This window comes from Arthrobacter sp. KKT183 (assembly GCF_055657625.1).
The window spans coordinates 12,634-31,934 of the sequence record NZ_CM145770.1 but is presented as its reverse complement, the minus strand read 5'-3'; the positions used below and the strand labels follow the sequence as shown (position 1 = coordinate 31,934).

Genomic DNA, 19,301 nt, shown 5'->3' with positions numbered 1-19,301 from the left:
TGCCACCGTGCTGGCACGGACAGAGAGTCCTGACATGGGCTTCAATAATCCCCCGATTTCCTGGTCGGAGTTTGAACGGACCCTCTCCGATCGTCGCCGCCCCGGTTCCCCGCCCCTGGGTGCTGACGGCGGAGACAGTCCCGCCTGGTCCCTGAAACGGCATCCGTACTCCCCGCCGGAAGAACCGGTGACCATGCCTGACGGTCCGGTGGTGCCCTACGCGGAACTTCACGTGCATTCGAATTTCAGCTTCCTTGATGGTGCTGCCAGTCCCGAACAGCTTGTCGAGGAAGCCCACCGGCTCAGTCTCCACGGGCTGGCGCTGACCGATCATGATGGGCTCTACGGTGTTGTCCACCTGGCTGAAGCGGCAGAGAAACACCCCGGGCTCTCCACCATCTACGGCACTGAGCTATCCCTGGAACTGAGCAAACCCCAAAACGGTGAACCAGACCCGGAGGGCCGGCATTTGCTCGTCCTCGCCCGCGGCGCAGAGGGCTATCATCAGCTGGCCGCGGCAATCACGGAAGCTCAGCTGAAACCGGAAGCAGAGAAAGGCAAGCCCCGGTACAACCTTGCCGAGCTCGCCGCCAGGGCAGGCAACAACTGGATGATACTGACCGGGTGCCGCAAAGGAGCCGTCCGCCATGCGCTCCGCAACGGCAGCCTTCAGGACGCGGAAGAGGAAACCCGGCGTTTGATAGACCTTTTTGGTACGGGCAACGTCGCCGTCGAACTCTACGACCACGGCAACCCGCTGGACAGTGCGCACAATGATGCCCTGTGGGACATCGCCACGCGGCTGAAGCTGCCCGTCGTTGCCACCAACAATGTGCACTATGCCGTCCCTGAGCAACACAGACTGGCAACCGCGGTGGCCGCCGTCCGCGCACGCAGGTCACTGGATGACATGGATGGGTGGCTACCGGCGTCGGGGTCTGCGCATCTGCGCAGCGGCGCGGAAATGGCAGCCCGTTTTGCCGCCTATCCAGGGGCCGTGGAACGGACAGTGGAACTGGCGGATGATCTGGCATTCCGGCTCAGCAGCGTCAAGCCCGGCCTGCCCAAACTCAACCTGCCGGAGGGCCACACACAGATGAGCTGGCTGAGGAAGCTGGTCTGGGAAGGCGCAGCCAAGTTCTACGCCGGCAGGGATGATGTCCGTGAGCGCATTGAAAAAGAACTGCGTGTGATCGAGGAGAAAGACTTCCCGGGCTATTTTCTGATCGTCCATGATTTGGTCCACTTTGCGCGCACCCGGGGCATCCTCTGCCAGGGCCGCGGATCAGCAGCGAATTCCGCTATCTGCTACCTGTTGGAAATCACCGCCGTCGATTCCATCCTGTATGACCTCCCCTTTGAACGATTCCTCTCCAGCCTGCGGGACGAGGAACCCGATATTGACGTCGATTTCGATTCCGACCGTCGCGAAGAGGTCATTCAGTACGTGTACAACAAGTACGGCCGGTTCAATGCCGCCCAGGTTGCCAACGTCATCACCTACAGGCCCAAGTTCGCGGTCCGCGACATGGCCAAGGCGCTGGGGCACAGCCCCGGGCAGCAGGATGCCTGGTCAAAACAGGTGGAGCGCTGGGGTGCACTGGTTTCCAGTGATGATCACGACATCCCCGAGCCGGTGGTGGAACTGGCACAGGGAGTGCTGAAGTTTCCGCGCCATCTGGGAATCCACTCGGGCGGAATGGTGCTCACCGACCGCCCAATCGGGGAAGTGTGCCCGATCGAGCACGGGCGCATGGACGGGCGCACCGTCCTGCAGTGGGACAAGGATGACTGCGCCTGGATGGGCCTGGTCAAGTTCGACCTGCTGGGCCTCGGCATCATGGCGGCCATGCAGTACAACTTCGACCTCGTCAAAAAGCACTTCGGTGAGGAATGGACGCTGCACACCATGCCCCGGGAAGAGCAGGGAGTCTACGATCAACTGTGCTTCGCTGATTCCATCGGAGTGTTCCAGGTGGAAAGCCGCGCGCAAATGGGAATGTTGCCGCGCCTGCAGCCCCGCCGGTTCTATGACCTGGTTATCGAGGTTGCGCTGGTGCGTCCCGGCCCCATTCAGGGCGGAGCGGTGCACCCGTACATCAAGCGGAAACTGGGCGAGGAGGAAGAAAGCTACCTGCATCCCAAGCTGATACCGGTGCTCAAGCGCACGCTCGGAGTACCGCTCTTCCAGGAGCAGCTCATGCAGATGGCCATGGTAGTGGGCAACTGTTCAGGCGCCGACGCCGATCAGCTGCGCCGCGCTATGGGGTCCAAACGCGGCCTTGAGCGGATCGACACCCTCAAGGAGAAGCTGTACGCGGGCATGAAGTCCAATGGAATTGTCGGGGAAACCGCAGACTCCGTCTACCGGAAAATCCAGGCGTTCGCCAATTTCGGCTTTGCTGAAAGCCACTCCATCAGCTTTGCCCTGCTGGTCTACGCCAGTGCCTGGCTCCGGCTCCACTATCCGGGGGCCTTCCTGGCCTCGCTCCTGCGCGCACAGCCCATGGGCTTCTACTCACCCCAGACCCTGGTGGCAGATGCCCGGCGGCACGGCGTCACGGTCCTGCGCCCGGACATCCTGCTGTCCGGGATTCATGCAGATCTGGAGGTGGACGGCTCCGCGGGAACAGGTTCCACAGGTTCTGATAACTGCCTGGCGTTCCACCAGCCCCCAGTGGGGAAATTCGACCGCACCATTCCCTTTGACTCAACGGTTCACCGCCGCGACGGCAACCATGCGGTCAGGTTAGGGCTGGACAGCGTGCAGTCGATCGGCAAGAAACTGGCACAGGCCATCGTCGAGGAACGCGAGGCAAACGGCCCCTTTGAAACCATGGGTGACCTGGCGCGCCGGACCGAACTGAACTCACAGCAGCTCGAAGCGCTGGCAGCTGCCGGGGCATTTGACTCAATGGGACTCACCCAGCGGGAAGCGCTCTGGCATGCCGGTCCCGCCTCCACGGAACGCGAGGGCCAAATCAAGGGAACCACTGTGTACATCCAGCCGCCCCTGTTTCCGGACCTTACCGACGTCGACCGCGTGGCAGCAGACCTGTGGTCCACTGGAATCACCACAGATGACCATCCGGTGCGCCACGCCCGGCCAGCATTACGACGCCGAGGCGCACTGACCGCCGCGGACCTCCTTTCCGCCGAGGCTGGTCGGCGCGTTGAAGTCGGTGGAGTGGTTACCCACCGGCAACGCCCTGCCACGGCTAGCGGCATCACCTTCATGAACCTTGAGGACGAGACAGGGCTGGTTAATGTCATCTGCTCAGTCGGTGTCTGGCAGCGGTATCGGCGGATAGCGCGGGAGGCCAGTAGCGTCCTGGTGCGTGGAGTGTTGGAGCGGTCCAACGAGGGGGTGGTGAACCTGGTGGCAGACAAGTTCGAGGTGCTCCGCCTCAAAGCCGCCACCAAGTCACGGGACTTCCGCTGACCGGGGTCTTGGCCGTTCAATGCATCAGAAAGTAGGTAAAAAAATACCCCGACACGAGGCCGGGGTTATTTTTCTCTCGTGCGCGAGGGGGGATTTGAACCCCCACACCCTTTCGGATACTGGCACCTGAAGCCAGCGCGTCTGCCGTTCCGCCACTCGCGCAAAGTGAAGAAGGATTCTTGGAAAAGATTCCTCCGAATCAGCAGAAACAAGCATAACGGAGCGGCGCCAAAAACACCTAAACGGTACAGCTACGGCACACCGCGCAACTTTGCGATGAGTAGAGACGTTGAATGTAATCGACGGGGCAACATGCCGCGTTAAGGCCATTTAGGGGACGCCCCAGTAGTATCGACACAAGACAGCAGCGACCCGGCATGCCTCCGCGCGCTTTCGTGCGGGCGCATTCGGGCAGCAAGAAAAGCAGGTAAGGAGGTAGGCATGGGCATTCTGGATAATGTCGAGCGCGGACTCGAAAAGATGGTCCGTGGCGCCTTCTCCACCGGTTCCAGGTCCCAGGTGCAGCCCGTCGAGATTGCCAGCGCACTGCGCCGCGAACTGGATAACAAGTCACTCACGCTGGCGCAGGGACGCACCCTTGCACCGAATGTTTTCACCGCCCGGCTATCAGATCCGGACTTCGCACTCGCTCAGGAGTGGGGGGCGCCACTCGCCGAGGAACTGTGTGATGTCGTCATCAAGCACGTCAACAGCCAGCACTACACGCTTCAGGGATCGGTTCGGGTGTCTTTCACCCGCGATTCCGACCTGAAGCCCGGTTCCTTTGAAATCGACTCAGCCACCGAAAAACAGCCCGCGCAGCGTCGGCCTGCTCCCAGCGTCCCAAACCGCCAGCCCACGCGCTATCAGCCCGTCCTTGAACTCGACGGTCAGCGCTACTCGTTGAACGCCGGGTCCGTCCTTCTGGGCCGTTCATCGGAGGCGGACATCCTCATCGATGACACCGGTGTGTCCCGCCGGCATCTTGAGATTCACACCGCTCAGGGCCAGTCCCGTGCCGTTGACCTCGGCTCGACCAACGGCAGCTATGTGAATGGACAACGCGTACAGGGGGAAGCGGACCTGACGGACGGCTCAGTGATCACCATGGGTCGTACCCGCATGACTTTCCGACTTGTACCCGTGCAGAACGGTGGACGCCAAGCATGAGTGATCTGACCGTAACGCTGTTGAGATACGGGTTCCTGCTCCTGATCTGGATCCTCGTCCTTAGCGTCGTCAGCGCATTGCGGCGGGATCTTGTGGTGGGCCTGCGCAACCGGACTGGCTCTCCTACAGCCCGCGAAGCCCGTAAGCACCCGGAGTTGGTTGAGGAACCACCGGCCAAGGCGCAGGCGCGGCGTCTGATCGTCACGGAAGGCCCTCTCAAGGGAACCGCCCTGGACCTCGCGTCCAGCCCCATCCTGCTGGGCCGCGCCCAAGAAGCCACGCTTGTCCTTGAGGATGACTACGCGTCCGGCCGCCATGCCCGGCTCTTCCCGCAGGGCAGCCGGTGGTTCATTGAAGATCTCGGATCCACCAACGGAACCTATCTTGCCGGCAACCAGCTGACCCGCGCGCTGCCGGTGGAACCTGGCGTACCCGTCCGGATCGGTAAGACGGTTATTGAATTGAGGCCATAGTCCATGGCCCTGGTTTTCCGTTTCGCCGCCCGCTCGGATGTGGGAAAAGTCCGCGCAAAGAATGACGATTCCGCCTATGCCGGCCGTTACCTCGCCGTTGTAGCGGACGGAATGGGCGGGCACGCCGGCGGCAACATCGCCTCAGCGTCCACAGTCCTGGATCTGGTGCATCTTGACCGTAAGGATTACGACGACGACGCCGGCACTCACCTGGCCGACGAGATCCAGACTGCCAATTCGCTCCTGTCTGAACTGGTCAGCACCAACCCGCAGCTTGCCGGCATGGGTACAACCGTCACGGCGATGCTTCTCAACGGCGAGAAAATTTCCTTTGCCCACATCGGTGATTCGCGGGCCTACCGGCTGAAGAACGATGTTTTCGAGCAGATCAGCGTCGACCACACCTTTGTGCAGCGACTCATCGAGGAGGGCCGGCTCAAGCCGGAGGAGGCGGATGTCCATCCGCACAAGAATGTGCTGATGCGCGTCCTCGGTGATGTCGATGCCAGCCCGGAACTCGACCTGACCACCTTCGATGCTGAGCCCGGTGAACGCTGGTTGCTCTGCTCGGACGGATTGAATGCCGTCCTGGATGATGCCACAGTCGAACGAATTATCCGTGAAACGCGTGATCTTTCAGCTTGCGTCAACACGCTTGTTGACCTGACGCTGGCCGGCGGATCCCCGGACAACATCACCATCGTGGTGGTGGATGTGGACACCGCCACGCCTGAAGATCTGCGCACTGCCGCGCTCACCGCACTTCCGCCCGCGCGTGAAGCAGCCGGGGAGAAGGACAGCGACACTTCTACTGATGACGCGACACCCGGTGTAGCCATCAGGGCGGACGTTATCCGGGAAGACCTGTCATCCCGCCCGCATACCCTGGTGGGTTCGGCAGCGCTGGCTACTGAAACCGGACAGATTCCCATCGTCACGCAGCGGTCCACCGAGCGCCGCGCAGCTATGATGCTGACGCACAAGGCAGCACCCGCGGACACCGTGGAGGACGACCAGACCGAGGAAGCTTCCGCGCCCCGCCGCCGGCGCTGGCTGCTGCCGGCCGCCCTGGCTTTGATGGCACTGATCCTTGCCGCAGTGCTTTCCCTGGGATACGTCTGGACCCAGACGCGCTATTACGTTGCTACCTTCGACAACAGGGTGGCCATCTACAACGGGGTTGCTCAGACACTCGGGCCGATTCCCTTGAGCCACGTGGACCAGACGACCGACATTCCTGTGTCCAGCCTTCCGGAATTCCAGCGCAATCGCCTCGAGAACACTCTCGCAGCGAGCGACCTCGAACATGCACAGGACATCGTTGAAGACCTCCGCCAGTCACTGCGGGCGCTGCCGTGTCCACCGGAGAGCAATCCGAGCCCGTCCGCCGGCCCGTCGCCCACAGTTTCAGCCTCACCCGAGACTGCGTCGCCTGAGCCGTCGTCCTCGGGTAGCCCAACACCAGAACCGAGTGCAAGTGCCTCTCCTGCGAGTCCCGGCGCCACCGCCGAAGCCAGCCCCAGCGCCTCCGCAAGCGCTGATGCAGCACCAGGCGAAGCAGCCTCCTGTGGAGGGAGAGTCCAATGAGTGAGGTACTCACAGTCCCGAAGTCCCGTCGTAATGTCGAGGCACTCCTCCTTGTCGTGGCCCTGACAGTAGCGATCGGCGCCAACTGGCTTGTAGGTCTCGACAAGGAGAATCCGTTCGACTCGGCCTTCTGGCTGCAGGGCGGTACGCTGGCCGCGCTGGCGTTGATCTTCCACATACTTCTTCGTTTCCGCGCAAAATATGCAGATCCGGTAATTCTTCCCATCGTGATCGCGCTCAATGGAATCGGGCTGGCCATGATTTACCGGTTAGACCTGGCACTTCCGGCCGATGCACAACCTGTTGCACCGAGCCAGTTCCTCTGGACAACTGTCGCCATGGGTGCGTCCATAGCTACACTCCTGGTGATTCAGGACCACAGGATGTTGCGTCGGTTCACCTATATATCGCTCATTGTGAGCGCGGTCCTGCTGATGCTGCCGCTTACCCCGCTCGGCGTCGAAATCAACGGGGCGCGTATCTGGATCAACGTGGGTGTGGGTACCTTCCAGCCCGGCGAGGTCGCCAAGATCACTCTCGCCATATTTTTCGCGGGGTATCTTTCCACCAACCGCGACCTCATCCTGCTGGCCGGAAAGAAGCTGGGACCGCTGCAGCTTCCGCGTTTCCGGGACCTGGCACCCATGGTGGCCGCCTGGCTGGTCAGCATCGGCGTGCTGATCTTCCAGCGTGACCTCGGCTCCTCCATCCTGTTCTTCGGCCTCTTTATGGCCATGATCTACGTCGCGACGTCGCGGGTCAGCTGGGTGTTGATCGGCCTCGCGATGATTGCTGTCGGTGGTTACGCAGCCCTTCAGTTGTTCAGCCACGTTGCCCTGCGCATAGACAGTTGGATCAATGCGTTTGAGCCGGAGGTCTTCAACCGCAATCCCGGTGGCAGCGGTCAGGTTGTCCAGGGGCTCTTCGGCCTTGCGAACGGTGGACTCGTCGGCACCGGGCTCGGGCAGGGCAGGCCGGATCTTGTAACCTATGCCAACAGCGACATGATCATCACGGCCCTCGGTGAGGAACTCGGCCTAATCGGGCTCTTCGCCATCGTGCTGCTCTACATTTTGCTTATTTCCCGGGGTTTCCGCGCGGCTCTCGGCACCCGTGACGGGTTCGGAAAGCTTCTCGCCTGCGGCTTGTCCTTCACGATCGCGCTGCAGTGCTTTGTTGTCATCGGCGGGGTAACACGGCTCATTCCGCTTACCGGGCTCACCACACCCTTCATGTCGGCCGGTGGTTCTTCCCTGCTGGCGAACTGGATCATCGTCGCCTTGCTCCTGCTCATCTCGGAGACGGCCCGGCGGCCGGCCGTGAAGGGGCCGGTCCGCGAAACATTTTCCGAAGGCAAGCAGAATCGGAACACTCCGGCAACAGATCCTACGCGGGAGGTCACCGCATGAACCAGGCAATCCGACGCTCCTGGATCGTGGCCATGAGCATGTTCGCGCTCGTCCTCGGATCCCTCACCTATGTCCAGTTCTTCGAGGCCAACGCGCTGGAGAACAATGACTGGAATACGCGGCAGATCCTGCAGGACTATGGAAAGAACCGGGGCGCGATTTTGGTGGATGGTCGTCCGATCGCGGAATCCGTGCCGTCGGATGACCAATTCAACTACCAGCGCGTCTACAACGAGCCGGAGATGTATGCGCACCTCACGGGATTCTTCTCGTTGGTGAACGGTTCCACACAGCTGGAGAACGTCATGAATGAGGAGCTCTCCGGCAGTAGCGACGACCTCTTCATTGATCAGATGGTCCGGCTGTTCTCGGGCGCCCAGGCACAGGGTGCCTCCGTCGAGCTGACCATCGATCCTCAATTGCAGCAGCTGGCCTGGGACATGATCCCCGAAGGGCAGACCGGATCGATCGTTGTGATGGAGCCAGCCACCGGAAACGTGCTCGCGATGGCTTCCAAGCCGTCGTATGACCCTAATCTGCTCGCCGCCCATGACACGTCGGTGGTTGTGCAGAACATCGAGCAGCTCGCTCAGGTTCCCGGCTTGTCCATCTACTTCAACCCAGCAACGCAGTCACTTGTGGCTCCCGGATCAGTCTTCAAACTCGTGGTGGCCGCGGCCGCTCTTGAGACAGGTCAGTTCGATGCGGAGTCCACCATCCCCAACCCGCCGGTGCTTGACCTGCCGGGCACCGACGTCGGGCTCCCGAACTTCACCACCGGCGGATGCGCGGCGCGTGACACCGCAGACCTCGAGTTTGCACTCGAGCAGTCCTGCAACACTCCGTTTGCCCAGATTGCGTGGGAGGTCGGTGAGCAGGCGGTACTCGAGCAGGCGCAGGAGTTCGGCTTTGGTGAGCGCTTTTTCATTCCGGTTGAGGTGGCGGCCAGCCAGTTCCCCACAGAACTTAGTGAAGCCCAGCTCGCGCAGTCGGCCATCGGGCAGTTCAGTGTCGCAGTCACACCGCTTCAGATGGCGATGGTTAGCGCTGCGATCGCCAATGATGGTGTGCTCATGAAGCCCAACCTGGTGAAAGCCGTCCGTGCACCGGACCTCTCCATCATCGACGAACCGGAGCCGGAGGTTTTCCGCGAATCCCTCAGCGCGGACAACGCCAACCTGATCACGGAGTGGATGGTCAACGTGGTGGAGAACGGTACGGCCCAGAATGCCGCGGTCCCAGGGGTGGAAGTAGCCGGCAAGACCGGCACGGCGGAAGTACCCGAGCAGGGCGACAACGCCTGGTTCACCGGCTTCGCGCCGGCCGACAATCCGGAAGTAGTGGTTTCCATCGTGATGCAGGACGTCGACATAGCGACGGGTGCTCAATTGACAAGTCCAAACGCTAAGAGACTCATAGAGGCGGTGTTGAATAGGTGAGACCTACTTCAGGTATCACATTAGGCGGCAGGTTCCAGCTGACTGATCGCATCGCCATCGGAGGCATGGGTGAGGTCTGGAAAGCACGTGACCAGGTGCTCGGACGCATCGTGGCCATAAAAATTCTCAAAGAGGAATATACGGGGGATCCCGGTTTTCTCAATCGGTTCCGCGCCGAAGCCCGCCACACCGCCCTGCTGAACCACGAGGGCATCGCGAACGTCTTTGACTATGGTGAGGAAGGCGGCTCAGCCTATCTCGTCATGGAGCTCGTCCCAGGCCAGCCCCTGTCGACCATCATTGAGCGCGAACAAATCCTGGCACCGGACAGGGCGCTGTCAATCATCGGCCAGACCGCAACGGCCCTCAGCGTCGCACACCGCCAGGGCCTTGTGCACCGGGACGTCAAGCCCGGAAACCTGCTGATCATGCCCGATGGCCGCGTGAAGATTACAGATTTCGGCATTGCGCGCCTTGCTGACCAGGTTCCGCTGACCGCCACCGGACAGGTTATGGGCACTGCCCAGTACCTGGCTCCAGAGCAGGCAACCGGGCAGCAGGCAACCGGTTCCAGCGATATCTACGCGCTGGGCGTGATCGGGTACGAGCTACTCGCCGGACGCCGCCCGTTCTCCGGTGAGTCGCAAATCGCAATTGCCCTCGCCCAGGTCAATGATGCGCCGCCTGATCTACCCGAAACTATCCCTCATCCGGTGCGTGCGCTTATCGCGAGCATGCTGGCCAAGGACCCGGCGGACCGTCCGGGGAACGCGGAAGCGCTTGCCGAGGCTGTCGCCGCCATCCGGCGCAACGATATCCGTGCAGCTGAGTCAGCCGTACCCGGAATGCTGCTGTTTACGGACTCCACCGGCCCACTCACCACTCCGGTCCCGGCACCCACCGGCGCCACCCGCGCGATTCCCGCCCCAACGACGTCGGCTCTGCCCGCCGTCGCAGGTGCAGGGGCAGGCGCCGGCGCAGTTGCGGCGTCACGGGAGTGGACCGAGGAAGATATCGACGAAGTTCCCCCGCCAGAGGAAGAATCCCGTGGACGCAGTCCCTGGCTGATTGCGCTGATTGTCCTGCTGGTCCTGGCAGCGCTCACCGTTGCCGGCTTCCTGCTCGCTCCGCTGTTGGCCGGCAACGAAGACGAGCCGGCCCCGGCACCCACCAGCTCCTCGGCGTCCGCAACGCCGTCCGAAAGTGAAAGCCCGACGCCCACGCCGGAAGAAACCACTCCGGAACCCACCACCCCCGCACCCACCACACCGGAAGCGATCGTGGTGGATGAGGCCACCTATCAGGGTCGTCCCATTGACGTGGTCGTGGCCGAGCTCAACAATCTGGGATTCTCCGTGGACCAGCAGCCGGAGGTTACGGACGATTTTGATCCCGGGACGGTCCTGACCCTCAACCCCGTCGGCCCACTGACGCCCGGCTCCCAGATCACTGTCACCTTCGCGGAAGCGCCCGAGACGTTGACCATTCCATCGGGCCTTGTAGGAGCCACCGAGGAAGAACTGCAGCAGGCCCTCGCCGATCTGGGGCTCAGCGCCGTCCGTTCCGGTTCTGAAGCTTCCGAACAAGCAGCGGGAACCGTCCTGTCCGTGGATCCGGCTGAAGGCACCGAGGTGGAACCGGGAAGCACCGTTCGTTACGTCGTCTCCCTGGGCCCTGATGAAACCCAGGCGCCCCCGGCGATCGGTCCCGGCCAGACTCCGCCCGGCCAGGACCAGCCCTAGGAAGCATGTGAGGGGGCACCAGGTGAGCAGCGAGAGAGTCCTCAACGGACGTTACGAGATGGGTGAACTGATCGGCCGTGGCGGTATGGCCGACGTTCACCTCGGCCGTGACGTCCGGCTCGGCCGTACCGTGGCCATCAAGGTGCTGCGCCGTGACCTTGCCCGGGACCCACTGTTCCAGTCCCGATTCCGCCGCGAAGCGCAGGCGGTTGCCGGTTTGAACCACCCCACGATCGTGTCCGTGTACGACACCGGTGAGGAGGAGGTCGAGGGCCAGCACCATGACGAGGTCCGTGTTCCCTTCATCGTGATGGAATATGTTGCCGGGCGGACCCTCCGCGATCTCCTCAAGCGCGGAGAACTGACGCCTGAGACCTCTGTCGACTACCTTTTGGGAGTTCTCTCAGCACTCGAGTACAGCCACCGTGCAGGCATTGTCCATCGGGATATCAAGCCGGCCAACGTGATGATTACTCCTGAGGGTCAGGTGAAAGTGATGGACTTCGGCATTGCGAGGGCAATGGCCGATTCCGCCGCCACCATGACCCAGACCCAAGCGGTGATCGGTACCGCACAGTACCTTTCCCCTGAGCAGGCGCGCGGAGAAACCGTGGACGCTCGCAGTGATCTGTACTCGGCGGGTTGCCTACTGTACGAACTACTCACCGGAAGGCCTCCGTTCGTCGGCGACAGCCCGGTGTCTGTTGCCTACCAGCATGTGCGTGAGATTCCCACGCCTGCCCGTGAAATCGATGCCAGCATTCCGGCGGAGATCGAGTCAGTGCTCTCCATTGTGCTGGAGAAGGACCGCGCCCGGCGCTTCCAGAGTGCAGCCGACTTCCGGTCGGCCCTTCGTGACGCGCGCAAAGGCATCCGGCCAGACGTGCCGGCAGCACCTACCGAAGCAATCGCCGCCGTTCCAGCACGAACGGACGACGACGCCCCTCAGACAAGAGCGATGGCCAGGGTTCTTGCCGGTGGAAGCATCGCAGCTGATTCGCTGGTGGAGGAAGAGGAGACGGGCTCGCTGCCCGTGGCACATGCGGCGCAGAACCGTCGCGATGCCGAAGACCGGACCCGCTCACGCCGGCGCGGGTGGATAGCTGTACTGCTGGTGCTGTTGGCCCTGCTCCTGTCTGCCGGAGGTATCGCGCTTTTCGGAATCCTCAACGCGCAACCGGAGGAGCCCATCCTCACCTCTGTTCCCGCCGTTGACTCCCTGAGTGAAACCGAGGCAAGCAACGCGCTGACCGCCGTGGGTCTCCGTCCGCAGGTGGAACGTACGTTCCACGATGAAGTCGAGTCGGGCTTCGCTATCACTACCGATCCCGAAGCAGGCAGCGAGGTGGAACCGGATGCCCTGGTATCACTGCTGATTTCCAAGGGACCGGCAAATCGCGCAATACCTGAGGACATTTTCCAGATGACCGAATCCTCAGCGAGGGATGCCCTTGAGTCGGTTGGCCTGCGGGGCGGTAGCGTGAGTGAAGCGAACAGCGCAACTGTTCCCGCGGGCCGGGTGATCGAAACCGAGCCGGCACTCGGCTCGACCGTACCCGCTGATTCCGAGGTTAACCTCGTGCTTTCCACCGGGCTGGTGACCGTCCCTCGTCTCACTTCCTTGCCGAGCGATGAAGCAGTCGCGCTGTTGGAAGACCCGGCCCGCGCTTTGGTCCCACGGATCGAGGAGGAACCAAACGCCGTCGTGGAACCCGGCCTTGTAGTGAGACAGGAACCGGTTGCGAACTCGAATATCGCGCCGGGCACCGAAGTAGTCATCTATGTTGCTACCAAACCGGCCGAAGAAGAGCCTGCTCCGTCAACAGCCCCGCCGCCCGCGTCGAGCGCTCCCGCCGAGGAGGAAGAGCCCGGCAACCAGGGTCGCGGGCGAGGACAGGGAAACGGGCAGGGCAACAGCGGCGTCGTGGGAGATGCGGTGGAGGGCCTAGGTCCCTGACTGCTGGTGAATCAGCGGGCTAAGCGTGGCTGAGCGGGCTGCAGCGCCGTCCAGGCCGGCCTGCTCCAACCAGTTCCCCAGCATCCGGTAGCCGCCCTCGGTCAAGACCGACTCCGGGTGAAACTGAACTCCGCACAGCGGAGCGGACCGGTGCTCAAGACCCATGATCACTCCGCTCGCCGTCCTCGCCGTCACACGCAGTTCGGAAGGAACGTCCCCTACTGCTGCCAGCGAGTGGTAGCGGGTGGCCGTCAACGGCGAGTTCAGGCCTTCGAAGACGTTCGTTGAGTCATGTTCTACCAGGGACGTCTTTCCATGCATCAGTTCGGGAGCATGGGTCACTGATCCGCCGTAAGCCTCTGCCAGCGCCTGGTGGCCAAGGCACACACCGAGCATCGGCTTGTCGTTTGCGCCGCACCACTTGATTAGCTCGATGCAGACGCCGGCTTCCGCGGGCGCTCCCGGCCCGGGGGAGATGAGAACTGCGTCCCTCACTTCGGCAAGCGCCACAGCTTCAGCGAGCGTGACGTCATCATTCCGGACAACGGTGGTCTCCGCACCCAGTTCCTGCAGATATCCGACCAGCGTGTACACGAAGCTGTCGTAGTTGTCGACAACCAGGATTCGGGTAGGACTGTTCATGATCACGTGCCAATCGTTGAATCGGTCAGGGGGCTGAACTGGGACAGCCAGGGGAAGACCCAGCTCACGAGGACTGCCAGTGCTGCAATGATGAGCAGAATCGCCCAGACGATCCGAAGCCAGAGAGGCCCCGGCAAGTGGCGGAATATGAAGGCGTACATCAGGCGGCTCCTTCCGCGACCTCGGCTACTTGTGCGGCAATCTCCTCCGGCGGTCCGTCCTCCAGTGACTGGAATGACTCCATCACTGCGTAGGCGATAATTCGTTCCTGCGCGCCAAAGCGCGGATTGCAGCTGGTGAGGGTGAGGATTCGTTCCTCGGGTTCAACGCCCGGCTGCGTAGGTACCGGCGCGAGGACATCAGTTCGGTCCGGCAGTACAATCTGCGTATTCCGGTAGACGTAGGAGTAATAACCGTCCTGTGTTTGCACATAGATGCGATCGCCGGGCACCAGAGTATGTATGTTGTCCAGCACGGCGCCGTTTGTCTGCCGGTGGCCTGCAAGTGCGAAATTCCCTACAGCACCCGGCATGCCGGTCTCGGGATAGTGTCCCAGGCCCAGGTTGTCGAGCACGGCCGTCGTCACCCCGCTGGTGACCGGCCGGGTGTAGCTGTCCCCGAAACGCGGGATGTAGATGACGGCGAAGGTCTCACCCGCTGCTTTCGCCTCCAGAACGGGAACCTGATCCGGTGACGAAGTTGGAGGCTCGTCCACAGGATCATCTGCCACAGGCGCCTCACCGAGGTCGGCGAAGAACTCCTCAACTGCCTGGTCTTGTTTTGCATTGGATTGGACATTTGTCCACCACAGCTGCCACGCCACGAACAGGAGCAGGATAACGCCGGCCGTGATGAGCAGCTCACCGATCACTTGGGCCGCCATCTCGAGCAGACTACGACGACGTCGGCGGGCGGGCGCGCGCCGGGAACGGTCACGGCGAGCCACCGCGATGCCGCCGCCGAGGTCGCTCAATCCTTCTCCCTGCCTACGGATGTGATGTCGGGCGTCGCAGCGGCCATTCATTAGCTAGAATGGGCAGCTAGAACCGCGCCGATGCCATGGGTCCTCATCTCAGGATAACTGGTGTCGCGGCCGGGTTCCGAGCTGTATGACCACAAACACAGCGGCTGGAAGCCCCAGCCACCGTCTAGGAGGATCCGTGCCCGAGTCGAAGTCCCGCAAGAAGCAGGTCGAGCCGAAGACGCGCGCCGTTGCGGAACCGAAGCCGAACCCGGTCTGGTACAAGCCGGTAATGTTCGGGTTGATGGTGCTCGGTCTGTTGTGGATTCTGGTCTATTACATCTCCGAAGGACGTTTCCCGATCCCAGGCATCGACTCCTGGAACATTCTCATTGGCTTTGGAGTCGCGATCGCCGGGTTCCTCATGACCACCCGCTGGCGGTAGTTCTAGCCAGAGCGGCTGCTCCATCCAGCCAGAAAGGAGGTGCCTTCCGAGCGAAAGGCGCCTCCTTTGTTCTATGCGCTCAGGCGATGATGCCGAGTTCGGCCATGATCCGATCCGTAACTTCCGCGGGTGTGCCGACATTGTCGATGGTGAGCCCGCGCTCGTTCTCCTCGAGGATTTCGAGGGTGCTGACCTGCGATGGCAGCAGGGATTCAGGCATGAAGTGCCCGGTGCGCGTCTTCATGCGTGAGCGAATGAGGTCAACATCGCCGAGCAAGTGAACAAACCGGATGTCACCGTCGGCAGCGGCCAGAACATCCCGGTAACGCCTTCGCAGCGCCGAGCACGTCACGATGGTGGATTCTCCATTGGCGCTCTTCTCGCTGATCCAATGCGAGATTGAATCAAGCCAGGGTTTGCGGTCCTCGTCGGTCAAAGCAATACCCTGGGTCATCTTCGTGATGTTCTCAGGGGAATGAAACTCGTCCGCTTCGGCATAGATCCAACCGAGGCGCTCCGCCAGTGCAGTGGCGATCGTCGTTTTGCCTGATCCTGACACGCCCATAATCACCAGATGCATTCGTGACTCCACGCCGTCTCCTCGACTTTCTGGTCGTTTCCGCCGCCTGCGACTCAACGCTCAATCTACTCGGCTATAAAGGTAGCACCTTTACCGAAAGTAAAGATGCGACCTTTGAATCGCCGGCGTCCCGGCTTATTCTGATCCCATCCCTACCCCTCGGAAAGGTCAATCAGTGGTGCTGTCTTCGCAAGGCCGGGCACCGGCGGCCGCCGTAAAGTACAGCAGCATCATCGAGGAGCTGGGGCGCAGCATTGTCAGCGGTGAGCTACAACCCGGGGGACGGCTGACAATCGAGGGACTACAGGCGCGCTTCAAGGTCTCACGAACCGTGATTCGCGACTGCATGCGGATTCTCGAATCCATGAACCTCGTCTTCAGCAAACGCCGCGTCGGAATTGTGGTTCAGGCCCCTCGTCACTGGAATGTCTACGACGCGCGGATCATCCGTTGGCGGTTGGAGGGAACATCCCGCGCACGGCAGTTCAAGAGCCTGATGGAACTGCGATGCGCAGTTGAGCCGCTTGCTGCGGCGGGAGCAGCGCGCAATGCAACCCAAGAGCAACGCGCCGTCGTTGTGAACCTCGCCCAGCAGTTGCGCACACTCGGCGAAGCGGGCCGTCTTGACGAGTTTCTAGCCGTGGATATCGAATTCCACGCCCTACTCCTGTTGGCCAGCGGTAACGAGATGTTCTCCGCGCTCGATGACGTTGTCACGGAAGTTCTCCGGGGAAGGACCACCCAGGGGTTGATGCCCCGCACACCCCGTGAGTATTCGCTTGCCAGCCACGAAGCCGTCGCGGCGGCGATCGCCGGATCCGACCCTGACGCAGCCGAAACAGAGATGCGGAACCTGCTGGCCGAAGTACAGGAAGCGGTTACGTAGTCGTGCACAGGTTGTGCACCGAGTTATCCACAGCTGTGGGTAACTCGGTGCAATTCTTCGGGCCGTTTCTGAAATCCGTGGGTTCTGCTTATCCACACCTGTGGAATTACATGTGTGTAAGTTTTCCCCACTGGGGATAACCCTTGTGGAAAACTAGGCGGGGAACGTCACCAGGCTTGCACCGACAAACGTAAGAACAAGGAGGACAACCGTCAGCGCGGCCAGTCCTGACCACTGGATCAGGGAGCGCTTCGAACTCCGCGGCGTGTAGGCGATGATGGCCGCGGCAGCGCTTCCGGCCATCAGACCGCCAAGGTGTGCCTGCCAGGAGATTCCCGATACCACAAACCCGAGGACGGTGTTGATTGCAATGAGCACAACCAGTTGCCGTACGTCACCGCCACGCCGCCTCTGCACAATGAGCATGGCCCCGAAGAGTCCGAACACCGCCCCTGATGCCCCGACAACGCCCTGCAGCGGATTGGTCAGCAGGAGTACCGCCACCGATCCGCCGAAGGCAGCGATCAGGTACAGGGCGAGGAATCTTGCCCGCCCCAGCAGGGGTTCAAGAGCCTGTCCGATGATCCACAGCGCATACATATTGAAACCGATATGGAGCAGGAATCCTGTGGAGTGAAGGAACGCGGCGGTGATCATGCGCCAGGGTTCCGGAGTGATGATGCCGGAGGTATAGATTCCTGCGTACGCCAATAGGTCCGTCACCCCGGGGATGGCTAGTTGGGCCAGGAACAACGCTACGCAGGCTCCGATGAGCGAAAAGGTCACCAGCGGTTTCCCTTGCCGCACTGTTCCGCCGAAGATGGTGCGCGTGGCCGGACTGTGGCGCTGTGCGTCACGCACGCAGTCGACGCACTGAATCCCGACGGCCGCCGGACGCTGGCATTCCGGACAGGCGGGCCTGCCACATCGTTGACACCGCACATAACTCACCCTGTCCGGGTGGCGTGGGCATACGGGAACGTCCTCATCCGGCTGGCCCGCCGGGATTCCATAGGTCATACGGTGCTAGGCCTGCTCGATGGTGATGCTGTTGATTACGACATCTTCGAGAGGCTTATCGCGTCCATCGGTGGGGATCGAGTTGAGCTGGTCGACGATGGCGCGGGATGACTCGTCCTTGACCTCGCCGAAAATGGTGTGCTTCCCCTGCAGCCACGTGGTGGGAACGGAGGTGATGAAGAACTGTGAGCCGTTGGTTCCGCGGCCATTCTGCAGGCCGGCATTGGCCATTGCCAGCTTGTAGGGAGCGCTGAAGTCAAGGTCGGGGTTGATCTCATCGTCGAACTTGTAGCCCGGGCCGCCGATGCCCTGGCCAAGGGGGTCGCCACCTTGGATCATGAAGTCTTTGATGACGCGGTGAAAAATGGTGCCGTCGTAGAGCGGTGCGTTGGTCTCTTCGCCCGTGCTGGGGTGAGTCCATTTGATCTCACCGGTAGCGAGGCCCGTGAAGTTCTTGACGGTCTTCGGGGCGTGGTTGCCGTAAAGCTCCACCTTGATGTCTCCAAGGCTGGTGTGAATAGTTGCGTGTGCAGTAGCTATAGCTGTCATGGGATCCATTCTTTCACGCACACCCGTGGTATCTCCCGGAACGACCACGTTCCGCGTACAGTGAAAAAGCTGTGAAACCAACGCACGGATAGCATGGACCTCGGGATAGCACGTAGGCTGACTAACAACAGTCACTATCCATGGGAGGTAGTTGTGAAGAAATCCGAAAGCGTTGTCCGCAGCCTTGAGAACAACGTTCTGATGGGCGTCGGAACGGCACGGGATTGGGCCGCTCCGCGAGTGGATGCCGCCAGAGAATGGGTGACGCCGCGAATCGAGCGAGGAATCGAGACGGCCTCGCCCAGGATCCAGCAGGGCGTGAACCGGGCAACACAGGGTCTGTCAGACGGCATAGCCGTCGTCACCCCTAGAATTCAGGAGAGCCTGGACCGCGTAGGTCCGCGCATCAACCAGTTCGTCGACGGCACGGCGCCCCGCATTCAGGGCACCCTGGACCGCGCAACCCCGGCCATCCACCACGCGCGCGACCGCGTCGTGAGTGAATACATCCCGGCTGTGTCATACCGGCTTGGTGATGCCGCAGATTCAGCGTCGCGTACTTTGGCTGCTGCTACCATCCCGGCTGGAGTTGCCGGTGTGGTGACCAAGGTTACCGGTGACAAAAAGGCCGTAAAGAAGTACCAGAAAGCAGCCGTTGTCGCCGCCCAGCGCGCCGCGAAAGACCTCAGGCGAAGCAAGCAGCGCAAGGGCGGGAAGGGCTGGCTGATTGTCGGCATCATCGCCGCCGCCCTGACAGCTGGAGTTGCCATCTGGCGCGCTTCACAGCCTGTGGAGGATCCCTGGAAAACCCCAGCTCCGGTTGAACCGACTCCTGTTGCAGACATTGCGCACAATGAAGAGGCCAAGCAGGCTGTGAACGACATCAAGGAAGCCGCTGACCGCGCAGCCGAAAAGTCGGACGACGGCGCCGGCGCACCCAAGGGTCCCGCCGTCTAGGTTCGTTGACGCCCCGCAAAAAGCGGGAAAGGTCCACCTATC

At 61.7% G+C, this 19,301-nt stretch carries 17 protein-coding genes and 1 tRNA gene; 11 read left to right on the top strand and 7 right to left on the bottom strand.

The genetic code is table 11. From position 1 onward, the window contains the following. Nucleotides 1-34 precede the first annotated feature (34 nt). Nucleotides 35-3,442, top strand: coding sequence for an error-prone DNA polymerase (locus ACZ2GY_RS00150; RefSeq protein ID WP_277358086.1), 3,408 nt, complete (start codon nt 35-37; stop codon nt 3,440-3,442). Between the two features lie 79 nt (nt 3,443-3,521). Here ACZ2GY_RS00150 and ACZ2GY_RS00145 read toward each other — a convergent pair. After that, nucleotides 3,522-3,604 (bottom strand) — tRNA-Leu (locus tag ACZ2GY_RS00145). Nucleotides 3,605-3,883: 279 nt separating this feature from the next. On the opposite strand from ACZ2GY_RS00145, the gene ACZ2GY_RS00140 reads away from it, so the two are divergent. From ACZ2GY_RS00140 to pknB, 7 genes are read left to right on the top strand one after another with little or no spacing between them, the layout of a single operon-like run. Further along, nucleotides 3,884-4,612, top strand: a complete 729-nt coding sequence (locus ACZ2GY_RS00140) for an FhaA domain-containing protein (protein WP_277358085.1) — start codon at nt 3,884-3,886, stop codon at nt 4,610-4,612. Further along, entirely contained in the window at nt 4,609-5,085 is a 477-nt protein-coding gene (locus tag ACZ2GY_RS00135; RefSeq protein ID WP_056545632.1) for an FHA domain-containing protein FhaB/FipA, read from the top strand. Before ACZ2GY_RS00140 ends, ACZ2GY_RS00135 begins: the two co-directional genes overlap by 4 nt. 3 nt (nt 5,086-5,088) lie before the next feature. Further along, a complete protein-coding gene (locus tag ACZ2GY_RS00130) occupies nt 5,089-6,672 on the top strand; it encodes a PP2C family protein-serine/threonine phosphatase (protein WP_471672623.1) in 1,584 nt (527 codons plus the stop codon). Beyond that, nucleotides 6,669-8,081, top strand: a complete 1,413-nt coding sequence (locus ACZ2GY_RS00125; RefSeq protein ID WP_277358083.1) for an FtsW/RodA/SpoVE family cell cycle protein — start codon at nt 6,669-6,671, stop codon at nt 8,079-8,081. The genes ACZ2GY_RS00130 and ACZ2GY_RS00125 overlap by 4 nt, the downstream gene beginning before the upstream one ends. Beyond that, on the top strand, nt 8,078-9,520 hold the full coding sequence (locus tag ACZ2GY_RS00120; protein WP_056545626.1) for a peptidoglycan D,D-transpeptidase FtsI family protein: 1,443 nt from the start codon (nt 8,078-8,080) through the stop codon (nt 9,518-9,520). Before ACZ2GY_RS00125 ends, ACZ2GY_RS00120 begins: the two co-directional genes overlap by 4 nt. Then, entirely contained in the window at nt 9,517-11,262 is a 1,746-nt protein-coding gene (locus ACZ2GY_RS00115) for a protein kinase domain-containing protein (RefSeq protein WP_277358082.1), read from the top strand. Before ACZ2GY_RS00120 ends, ACZ2GY_RS00115 begins: the two co-directional genes overlap by 4 nt. Before the next feature lie 22 nt (nt 11,263-11,284). Further along, nucleotides 11,285-13,219 carry a Stk1 family PASTA domain-containing Ser/Thr kinase gene (gene pknB / locus ACZ2GY_RS00110; RefSeq protein WP_471672622.1) on the top strand — a complete coding sequence of 645 codons (1,935 nt, stop codon included), beginning with the start codon at nt 11,285-11,287 and terminating at the stop codon, nt 13,217-13,219. Here pknB and ACZ2GY_RS00105 read toward each other — a convergent pair. From ACZ2GY_RS00105 to ACZ2GY_RS00095, 3 genes are read right to left on the bottom strand one after another with little or no spacing between them, the layout of a single operon-like run. Further along, complete coding sequence (locus ACZ2GY_RS00105) at nt 13,208-13,861, bottom strand: anthranilate synthase component II (protein WP_056546686.1); 654 nt, start codon at nt 13,859-13,861, stop codon at nt 13,208-13,210. The genes pknB and ACZ2GY_RS00105 overlap by 12 nt on opposite strands. 2 nt (nt 13,862-13,863) lie before the next feature. Next, nucleotides 13,864-14,022 carry a hypothetical protein gene (locus ACZ2GY_RS00100; RefSeq protein ID WP_277358080.1) on the bottom strand — a complete coding sequence of 53 codons (159 nt, stop codon included), beginning with the start codon at nt 14,020-14,022 and terminating at the stop codon, nt 13,864-13,866. After that, on the bottom strand, nt 14,022-14,744 hold the full coding sequence (locus ACZ2GY_RS00095; protein WP_157359044.1) for a class E sortase: 723 nt from the start codon (nt 14,742-14,744) through the stop codon (nt 14,022-14,024). The genes ACZ2GY_RS00100 and ACZ2GY_RS00095 overlap by 1 nt, the downstream gene beginning before the upstream one ends. A gap of 277 nt (nt 14,745-15,021) precedes the next feature. On the opposite strand from ACZ2GY_RS00095, the gene ACZ2GY_RS00090 reads away from it, so the two are divergent. Continuing rightward, on the top strand, nt 15,022-15,267 hold the full coding sequence (locus ACZ2GY_RS00090; protein WP_471672621.1) for a cell division protein CrgA: 246 nt from the start codon (nt 15,022-15,024) through the stop codon (nt 15,265-15,267). Between the two features lie 79 nt (nt 15,268-15,346). On the opposite strand, the gene ACZ2GY_RS00085 is transcribed toward ACZ2GY_RS00090, so the two are convergent. Beyond that, a complete protein-coding gene (locus tag ACZ2GY_RS00085) occupies nt 15,347-15,859 on the bottom strand; it encodes a gluconokinase (RefSeq protein ID WP_277358079.1) in 513 nt (170 codons plus the stop codon). 166 nt (nt 15,860-16,025) lie between these two features. Between ACZ2GY_RS00085 and ACZ2GY_RS00080 the strand changes: the two genes are divergently transcribed. Further along, on the top strand, nt 16,026-16,733 hold the full coding sequence (locus tag ACZ2GY_RS00080) for a FadR/GntR family transcriptional regulator (RefSeq protein ID WP_346027792.1): 708 nt from the start codon (nt 16,026-16,028) through the stop codon (nt 16,731-16,733). Between the two features lie 153 nt (nt 16,734-16,886). Here the strand turns inward: ACZ2GY_RS00080 and ACZ2GY_RS00075 are convergent, their stop codons facing one another. Then, on the bottom strand, nt 16,887-17,519 hold the full coding sequence (locus ACZ2GY_RS00075) for a rhomboid family intramembrane serine protease (protein WP_346027791.1): 633 nt from the start codon (nt 17,517-17,519) through the stop codon (nt 16,887-16,889). Nucleotides 17,520-17,759: 240 nt separating this feature from the next. Next, a complete protein-coding gene (locus tag ACZ2GY_RS00070; RefSeq protein ID WP_056545617.1) occupies nt 17,760-18,302 on the bottom strand; it encodes a peptidylprolyl isomerase in 543 nt (180 codons plus the stop codon). Nucleotides 18,303-18,455: 153 nt separating this feature from the next. On the opposite strand from ACZ2GY_RS00070, the gene ACZ2GY_RS00065 reads away from it, so the two are divergent. Continuing rightward, the gene (locus ACZ2GY_RS00065; RefSeq protein ID WP_277358076.1) at nt 18,456-19,259 is read left to right on the top strand and encodes a hypothetical protein; all 804 of its coding nucleotides are present in this window, start codon (nt 18,456-18,458) and stop codon (nt 19,257-19,259) included. The last annotated feature ends 42 nt before the right edge of the window (nt 19,260-19,301 follow it).

Excerpts from the sequence above, each read along its gene's own strand:
- ACZ2GY_RS00150 (WP_277358086.1), top strand. The coding sequence starts at position 35 with ATGGGCTTCAATAATCCCCCGATTTCCTGGTCGGAGTTTGAACGGACC.
- ACZ2GY_RS00140 (WP_277358085.1), top strand. The coding sequence starts at position 3,884 with ATGGGCATTCTGGATAATGTCGAGCGCGGACTCGAAAAGATGGTCCGT.
- ACZ2GY_RS00135 (WP_056545632.1), top strand. The coding sequence starts at position 4,609 with ATGAGTGATCTGACCGTAACGCTGTTGAGATACGGGTTCCTGCTCCTG.
- ACZ2GY_RS00130 (WP_471672623.1), top strand. The coding sequence starts at position 5,089 with ATGGCCCTGGTTTTCCGTTTCGCCGCCCGCTCGGATGTGGGAAAAGTC.
- ACZ2GY_RS00125 (WP_277358083.1), top strand. The coding sequence starts at position 6,669 with ATGAGTGAGGTACTCACAGTCCCGAAGTCCCGTCGTAATGTCGAGGCA.
- ACZ2GY_RS00120 (WP_056545626.1), top strand. The coding sequence starts at position 8,078 with ATGAACCAGGCAATCCGACGCTCCTGGATCGTGGCCATGAGCATGTTC.
- ACZ2GY_RS00105 (WP_056546686.1), bottom strand. The coding sequence starts at position 13,861 with ATGAACAGTCCTACCCGAATCCTGGTTGTCGACAACTACGACAGCTTC.
- ACZ2GY_RS00100 (WP_277358080.1), bottom strand. The coding sequence starts at position 14,022 with ATGTACGCCTTCATATTCCGCCACTTGCCGGGGCCTCTCTGGCTTCGG.
- ACZ2GY_RS00095 (WP_157359044.1), bottom strand. The coding sequence starts at position 14,744 with ATGGCGGCCCAAGTGATCGGTGAGCTGCTCATCACGGCCGGCGTTATC.
- ACZ2GY_RS00070 (WP_056545617.1), bottom strand. The coding sequence starts at position 18,302 with ATGACAGCTATAGCTACTGCACACGCAACTATTCACACCAGCCTTGGA.